This window comes from Cupriavidus sp. HMR-1 (assembly GCF_000319775.1).
Lineage (GTDB): Bacteria > Pseudomonadota > Gammaproteobacteria > Burkholderiales > Burkholderiaceae > Cupriavidus > Cupriavidus metallidurans.
Genome location: NZ_ANKP01000045.1, coordinates 64,757 through 71,720, shown reverse-complemented (window position 1 = coordinate 71,720; position 6,964 = coordinate 64,757). Strand labels below are relative to the sequence as shown.

Annotated in this window: 7 protein-coding genes; 4 read left to right on the top strand and 3 right to left on the bottom strand. The window is 64.5% G+C overall.

Annotated elements, in window-relative coordinates:
• A partial coding sequence (locus tag D769_RS06895) for a hypothetical protein (protein ID WP_008643443.1) occupies window positions 1-656 on the top strand: 656 nt, incomplete at its 5' end.
• 95 nt (window positions 657-751) lie between these two features.
• Here D769_RS06895 and D769_RS06890 read toward each other — a convergent pair.
• Together D769_RS06890 and yaaA are read right to left on the bottom strand one after the other, a co-directional pair.
• Window positions 752-1,894, bottom strand: a complete 1,143-nt coding sequence (locus D769_RS06890; protein WP_008643442.1) for a M14-type cytosolic carboxypeptidase — start codon at window positions 1,892-1,894, stop codon at window positions 752-754.
• Window positions 1,895-1,912: 18 nt separating this feature from the next.
• The gene (gene yaaA, locus D769_RS06885) at window positions 1,913-2,698 is read right to left on the bottom strand and encodes a peroxide stress protein YaaA (protein WP_008643440.1); all 786 of its coding nucleotides are present in this window, start codon (window positions 2,696-2,698) and stop codon (window positions 1,913-1,915) included.
• Window positions 2,699-2,738: 40 nt separating this feature from the next.
• Here yaaA and D769_RS06880 point away from each other — a divergent pair, with 40 nt between their 5' ends.
• Both D769_RS06880 and D769_RS06875 read left to right on the top strand, forming a co-directional pair.
• Window positions 2,739-3,278, top strand: coding sequence for a putative toxin-antitoxin system toxin component, PIN family (locus D769_RS06880; protein WP_008643439.1), 540 nt, complete (start codon window positions 2,739-2,741; stop codon window positions 3,276-3,278).
• A 48-nt stretch (window positions 3,279-3,326) separates the two neighbouring features.
• Entirely contained in the window at window positions 3,327-4,496 is a 1,170-nt protein-coding gene (locus tag D769_RS06875; protein ID WP_008643437.1) for a pyridoxal phosphate-dependent aminotransferase, read from the top strand.
• A gap of 60 nt (window positions 4,497-4,556) precedes the next feature.
• Here D769_RS06875 and D769_RS06870 read toward each other — a convergent pair whose 3' ends face one another.
• Complete coding sequence (locus tag D769_RS06870) at window positions 4,557-5,198, bottom strand: glutathione S-transferase (protein ID WP_008643435.1); 642 nt, start codon at window positions 5,196-5,198, stop codon at window positions 4,557-4,559.
• Between the two features lie 176 nt (window positions 5,199-5,374).
• Between D769_RS06870 and D769_RS06865 the strand changes: the two genes are divergently transcribed.
• A complete protein-coding gene (locus D769_RS06865; RefSeq protein WP_008643434.1) occupies window positions 5,375-6,898 on the top strand; it encodes a 3-hydroxyacyl-CoA dehydrogenase in 1,524 nt (507 codons plus the stop codon).
• The last annotated feature ends 66 nt before the right edge of the window (window positions 6,899-6,964 follow it).

Sequence of the window (6,964 nt, the reverse complement as noted above, 5' to 3'; positions counted from 1 at the left end):
CCGCTGCCAGCACCGCCACCCCCGTAGCCCCCGGCCCCGCCTCGGCGACGGCCGCCAAGACCCCGACCACCAACGGCAAGAGCCCGCCCACGACGACGGTCACGCTACCCGACAGGGGCCGCGTGAGCTTGGCCGAATATCGCGCGCAAATGCGCGATCAGTTGATGAAGACGGAGAATGCATCGGCCGACGTGGCCGATTGCGCCGCGCACGCCAGCTGGGTGGTGCCGCGGTCGGCGACTTATGACGCGCTGAAGATCCCCACGGGCGCACTTGCCCAGGATCAGGCCACCGAGGAGCGCTGGGAAAGCCGGTTCTCGTCGGGCAAGCAGTCCGTAGTCGTCAGCTCCGTCGTGACGTTCGCTGCCAGCGCACACCGCCGCTCGGGGGAACCGCAATGGCAACCGGTCAAGGTCCGCTGCGGCTACGACAACGGCATGATGCTGGCGTACGAACTGCTCAGCAGCAGCGGCGAGACGATCAGCGAGCCAGCCGCGGCACCCGCCGTGGCCACGTCGCACTCGAAGAAGAAAAAAGGCAAGAGCACCGCCAAGGCATCGACGTCGTCGAAGTCCAGCAAGGCAAGCTCGACGTCCAAATCGACATCGTCTTCCAAGAGCACATCTTCCAAGACGACAACCAAGAAGAAGCAGTAAGGCCCTGCGCCGACTGCGACTGAGACGCAGGCCCGCCTCCCTCTCCCGCTTGCGGGAAAGGGAGCGCTTGGCGCTTCAAACCCTGATCACGTCCGTCAGCCCAGATACTCCAGAACCGCCTGCAGCATCGACGTACCAAGCAGGCCGCTCTTCGCACCGTTCCAGCCCAGCACCGGGTCTGGCAGGTCGGCGTTGTCCTTGAACGGCATCTCCAGCGTCAGGGCCAGGCAGCCGAAGGTATGGCCGATGTACTTCGAGGCAAGCTTCAGTGCGTCCGCGTTGTACTTGCTTGCAGCGTAGCCGTGCACGTCCTGGAAGTCCGGCGTGGCCCGCTTGAACGCCTCGATGAAGCGCGACTGCTGGTCGCGCTGGGCTGCGGTAAAGCCAGGAAGCATCTCGCTGCCGGCTACGAAGTTGTACGGCAGCGCCTCGTCACCATGAATGTCGAAGAACAGATCGACACCAGTGGCTTCGATCGCCCGGCGCACGTGATACACCTCGGGGCTCGTCTCGAGGCTCGGCTGCATCCATTCGCGATTGAGGTTGGCGCCCGCGGCATTCGTGCGCAGGTTGCCGCGCGCCGAACCATCCGGATTCATGTTCGGCACGATATGGAACACGGCGCGATCGAGCAGCTTGCGCGCCACCGGATCGCCCGCCCACATGCCGGTGCCCGTCAAGCGCTGCAGCACGCCTTCGCAGAACCATTCGGCCATGCTTTCGCCCGGATGCTGACGCGCGATCATCCAGACCGTCTTCTTGCCCGGCCCTGGCTGACCCAGCGTCACGCAGGTCAGGTCGCGCCCATCGACGGTGCTGCCAAGGTGCGACAGCTTCGCCAGCGGCGAACGCTGGCAGGAGGCCAGCAGCGAAAGGTGCCGCTCCTCGGGATACGGTTCGAAATACGCAAACCAGACGCTGTCGTGTTCGGGCTTGAAGTCGACGGTCATGGTGGTGCCGTCGTAGCGCGTCGGCACGCGGAACCAGTGGGCCCGGTCATAGGAGGCCACGACGCTGTAGTCGCGCCAGCCGTCCGGATAGGTGCATTCGCCCGCGTTAAGGAACTGGAGCCTGCAGGCCTGCCCGGCCGCGCCCTGCAGCCGGAAGTGGAACCATTGGCGAAAGTCGGCGTGCGAATCGGCGCGGATACGCAGGCGGATGTCGTCGGCACGATCGAGGGCTTCGACTTCGATCGCACCCGAATCGAACAGCGTGGAGATATGCAGCGCTGAGGTCATGAAGTAGCTCCTTGGTTCTCAGTCTTCCAGACGGCGGCGGAATACCCAGCGGGCATCGTCGGACGCGGCCTTGTCGAAGGCGTAGCCGTCTTCGTTGAAGCGCTTCAGTTGCGCGGGATCCGTCACGCGATGGGTGACCGCGTAGCGGGCCATCGTGCCACGCGCGCGCTTGGCGTGGAACGAGATGATCTTGTAGCGGCCACCCTTCCAGTCCTCGAACACGGGCGTGATCACGCGCGCGGCCAGCACCTTCGGGCGCACTACCTTGAAATATTCTTCGGACGCCAGGTTCACCAGCGTCTGCGAGCCCTCGTGCTTGAGCTCGGCCATATCCTTGTTGATCAACGCCGTGACGTCGTCGCCCCAGAACGCGTAGAGGTCCTTGCCGGCGGCGTTGTCGAGCCGCGTGCCCATTTCCAGGCGATACGGCTGCATCCAGTCCATCGGCCGGAGCACGCCGTAGAGGCCGGACAGGATGCGGATGTGCTTCTGCGCGAAGGCAAGGTCGTCGGTCGACAGCGTCTTCGCATCGAGACCGTCGTAGACATCGCCATTGAAGGCCAGCACGGCCTGCTTGCTGTTGGCCGTCGTGAACTCGGGCGACCAGTCGGCGTAACGCGTGACATTGAGCACCGCGAGCTTGTCGGAAATATCCATCAGCGACGCCACATCCTGCGGGGCCAGCTTGCGCAGGCGCTCGATCAGCGTGGCCGAGCGGTCGATGAAACGCGGTAGCGTATGGGTCTTGACGCGTGGGGGTGTCTCGTAGTCCAGGGACTTGGCGGGAGACAGGACGATGAGCATGGCAAAATCGCGGGCAGAAACAAAGACCAGATTGTAGCGAATGCACACCACCCACACCGGCCACGATGCCAACTCCAGCACCGGCCCCGATGCCGGCGCCCTCTCCGTCACTTCCGCACCCCGGGTAGTCCTTGACTCCAATATCTGGGTAGACCTGCTGGTCTTCCGCGACCCGCATGTGGAGCCGATCCGGGCCGCGCTGGCAGCCGGCGCCATCGCCCCGGTGATCCGGGCCGACTGCCGGGAGGAGTTGCGCCGGGTGCTGGCCTATCCCCAGTTCACCCGCTTTGCCGTCGATATCGACGCCGCGCTGGCGGAGGTCGACCGCGTCACCACACTAGAACCGGCGCCCACCCAGGAAGACGCTGACGCGATCCGCCTGCCGAAGTGCAAGGACACTGACGACCAGAAGTTCATCGAACTCGCCCATTTCTCGCGCGCGGCGCTGCTGGTGTCCAAGGACAAGGCAGTGCTCAAGCTCCGCAGCCGCCTGCGCCGCTCCAGCGGGGTGGAAGTGCTGCCGCCGCTGGCATTCGGCACCTGGCTGGCGGCATGGGTGCCGCCCGGTGATCGCGGCTAGAATGTCGCTCTGGCTGATTGCCCCGCTTCTACTCTTTCAAGCTCCGTCATGGCTGAATCCAATCTCGCCCCGCTGAATCCGCCCCTGTCGCGCCTGCCCAATGTGGGCACCACGATCTTTACCGTGATGTCGGCGCTGGCGGCCGAAAAGAACGCCGTCAATCTCGGCCAGGGCTTCCCGGATTTCGACTGCGATCCGCGCATCGTCGATGCCGTAACGCACGCAATGCGCACCGGTCACAACCAGTACCCGCCGATGGCTGGTGTGCCACAACTGCGCCAGGCCATCGCCGCCAAGATCGCGAAACTGTACGAACACGCCTACGACTGGAATACCGAGATCACGGTGACCGCGGGCGCCACGCAGGGCCTGCTGACCGCCATCCTCTGCGCCGTGCATCCGGGCGACGAAGTGATCGTGCTGGAACCGTGCTACGACAGCTATCTGCCTGCGATCGAACTGGCCGGCGCGACGGCCGTGCCCGTGACGCTGGAAGCGCCGCTGTTCCGCATCCCGTTCGACAAGCTGGCCGCCGCGATCACGCCGCGCACGCGCATGATCATGATCAACACCCCGCACAACCCGACGGGCACGATCTGGCGCGAAGAGGACATGCAGCAACTGGCCGACCTGCTGGCCGGCACCGACATCCTGCTGCTATCCGACGAGGTCTACGAACACATGGTCTACGATGGCCAGCGGCATGAGTCGGTGGCACGCCATCCCGAACTGGCGCGACGCAGCTTTGTCGTGTCGAGTTTCGGCAAGACCTATCACGTGACGGGCTGGAAGGTCGGCTTCGTGGCCGCCCCGGCCGCGCTGTCGAACGAATTCCGCAAGGTCCACCAGTTCAACGTGTTCACGGTGAACACGCCGGTGCAGTATGGGCTGACGGATTACATGGCCGATCCGGCTCCGTATCTGAACCTCTCCGGGTTCTACCAGGCCAAGCGTGACTACTTCCGTGCCGGTCTGGCCGGCACGCGCTTCAAGCTTCTGCCATCGGACGGCACCTACTTCCAGTGCGTCGACTACTCGGCGATCTCCGATATGAGCGAGGCCGATTTCTCGATGTGGCTCACGCGCGAAATCGGCGTTGCCGCGATTCCGGTCTCGGCGTTCTACTCCACGCCGCGTGAATCGGGTGTCGTGCGCTTCTGTTTCGCGAAGAAGGAAGAGACGCTGAAGCTGGCGCTGGATCGCCTGGCAAAGCTCTGATCCGAATTGGAGGCTTGCCCGCCCCACTCCCACAACGTGGAAGTGGGGTGATTACCCTTCTTACTTGTTCCTGGCGACCATCTGCTCCAGATTTACCTTGCGATCCGCGTTGACCTTCTGCACGGACGGACGTTCGGCCATCGCCTTCAGGTAGTCCTTGGCCGGCAGGCCGGCCAGCAGGTCTTCGCCGTAGATGATCTTCGTGCAAGACGAGATCAGCGGCAGGTGGCAGATGGCGGCGCAATCGGCCAGCGTGAAAGTATCGCCCGCGATGTAGGGCGAGAACTTCGCCAGTTTCGCGAAGCCGGGGATGTACCGGTCGAGCAGCTTGCGCTGGCGCTCCTTGATACTGTCGCTGACCTTGCCGCCAAAGAACGCTTCCGGGTAAAGTTCGCGCGCTGTCAGTTCCAGGTACAACTCCAGAAACGTGATGACCTCGCGTACCTTGGCGGCCTGATAAGGGTCTTTCGGCAACAGCGGCGACCCCGGATAGGCCGCCTCGATATACTCGTCGATCACCTCGGACTCGCACAGCGGGCCCGCATCGGTGATGATGTAGGGAACCTTGCCGAGCGGCGAGGCCTGCAGGTCGGTCTGCCCCAGCCAGGCCAGCACTTCCTCGAATGGCTGGTTCTTCTCCAGCATCGCCAGCTTGACCTTGTTGTAGTAATTGCTGGCCGCAAAGCCGCAGAGCTTCAGCATGTTGTCTCTCTCCGTAGTAGTGTGAGATCGTCGGAGTCGACCCGAAGTCGCCTCATCGTTCCCCGCACTGCCGTTTCTGTCCGATCAGCGCACGCGGCGTGCGCGCCCCGTCTGTCGCGGCAAGTGCAAAAAACGTACGATCGTGCTAATTTAACCACAACTTTTTTGGACGAACGATGAGCAATTCCACCATCCAAACGCTCGGCATCGTCGGCACTGGCGCCATGGGCCGCGGCATCGCCCAGATCGCCGCGCAGGCTGGCCTGACCGTCAACCTGTTCGACACGAATGCCCAGGCCGTGGCGGCAGCACGCCAGTATCTGCAGGATACCTTCACCAAGCTGGCCGAGAAAGGCAAGATGAGCGCCGCCGACGGCGAGGCCGCGCTGGCCCGCGTGAAGGCCTGCGCCGCGCTGGAAGACCTGGCCGCGTGCGACATGGTGCTGGAAGCCATCGTCGAGAGGCTCGATGTCAAGCGTGACCTGGTGGCCAAGCTTGAAGCCGTCGTGCGCGATGATGCCGTGATCGCGTCGAACACTTCGTCGCTGTCGATCACGGCCATCGCCGTGGGCGCGAAGAAGCCCGGTCGCGTGGTCGGCTATCACTTCTTCAATCCGGTGCCGCTGATGAAGGTGGTGGAAGTCGTGGATGGCATCTCGGGCGACCCGGCCGTGGGCGACCGCCTGATGGAACTGTCGCGCCGCATGGGCCATACGCCGGTGCGCTGCAAGGACATGCCCGGCTTCATCGTCAATCACGCTGGCCGCGGCATGAACATCGAAGGGCTCAAGGTTGCACAGGAAGGCGTGGCCGAGTTCGTCGACATCGACAACATCATGCGCGAGCAGGCTGGCTTCCGCATGGGCCCGTTCGAGCTGATGGACCTGACCGGTCTTGACGTATCGCACCCGGTGATGGAGTCGATCTACAACCAGTTCTACCAGGAGCCCCGTTACCGTCCGTCGCCGATCACGTCGCTGCGTTCGGTCGGTGGCCTGCTCGGCCGCAAGACCGGCGCGGGCTTCTACGCCTACCCCAACGGCCAGAAGCAGGTACCGGCCGCCGCGCCGGTGCCGGCTGCGCGCCCTGCCAGCGTGTGGGTGAGCCGCGCCAACGAGCGTGGCCATGCGATGACCGTCAAGCTGCTGACCGCCCTGGGTGTCACGGTCGAGGCTGGCAACCAGCCGCCGGCTGACGCGCTGATCGTGGTGACGCCGCTGGGTCTGGACGCAACCACCGCCGCACTCGAGGAAGGCCTTGACGCCACGCGCGTGGTTGCCATCGACACCCTGATGCCGTTCGAGGCCACCAAGCGCCGCACGCTGATGACCACGCCGGCCACCAGCGCCGCCGCACGCGACGCCGCGCACGGCCTGTTCGCCAGCGACGGCGTGCCGGTGACGGTGATTCGCGATTCGGCCGGATTCGTTGCACAGCGCGTGATCAGCTGCATCGTCAACATCGCCAGCGACATCGCGCAGCAACGCATCGCCACCCCGACCGACATCGACCTGGCCGTGCACCTGGGCCTGGGCTATCCGAAGGGCCCGCTGGCACTCGGCGACACGATCGGCGCCGACCTGATCCTTGAAGTCCTGCGCAACCTGAACCGCCTGACCGGCGACATGCGCTACCGTCCGAGCCCGTGGCTGTGGCGCCGCGCCGGACTTGGCCTGTCGTTGCTGACCGAAGAAGCCTGACCCCACGCAGGCGCCCCGACGAGACACGGGGCGCCTTTTTCATTTCCGCCAGATCAAGAGGCTGCC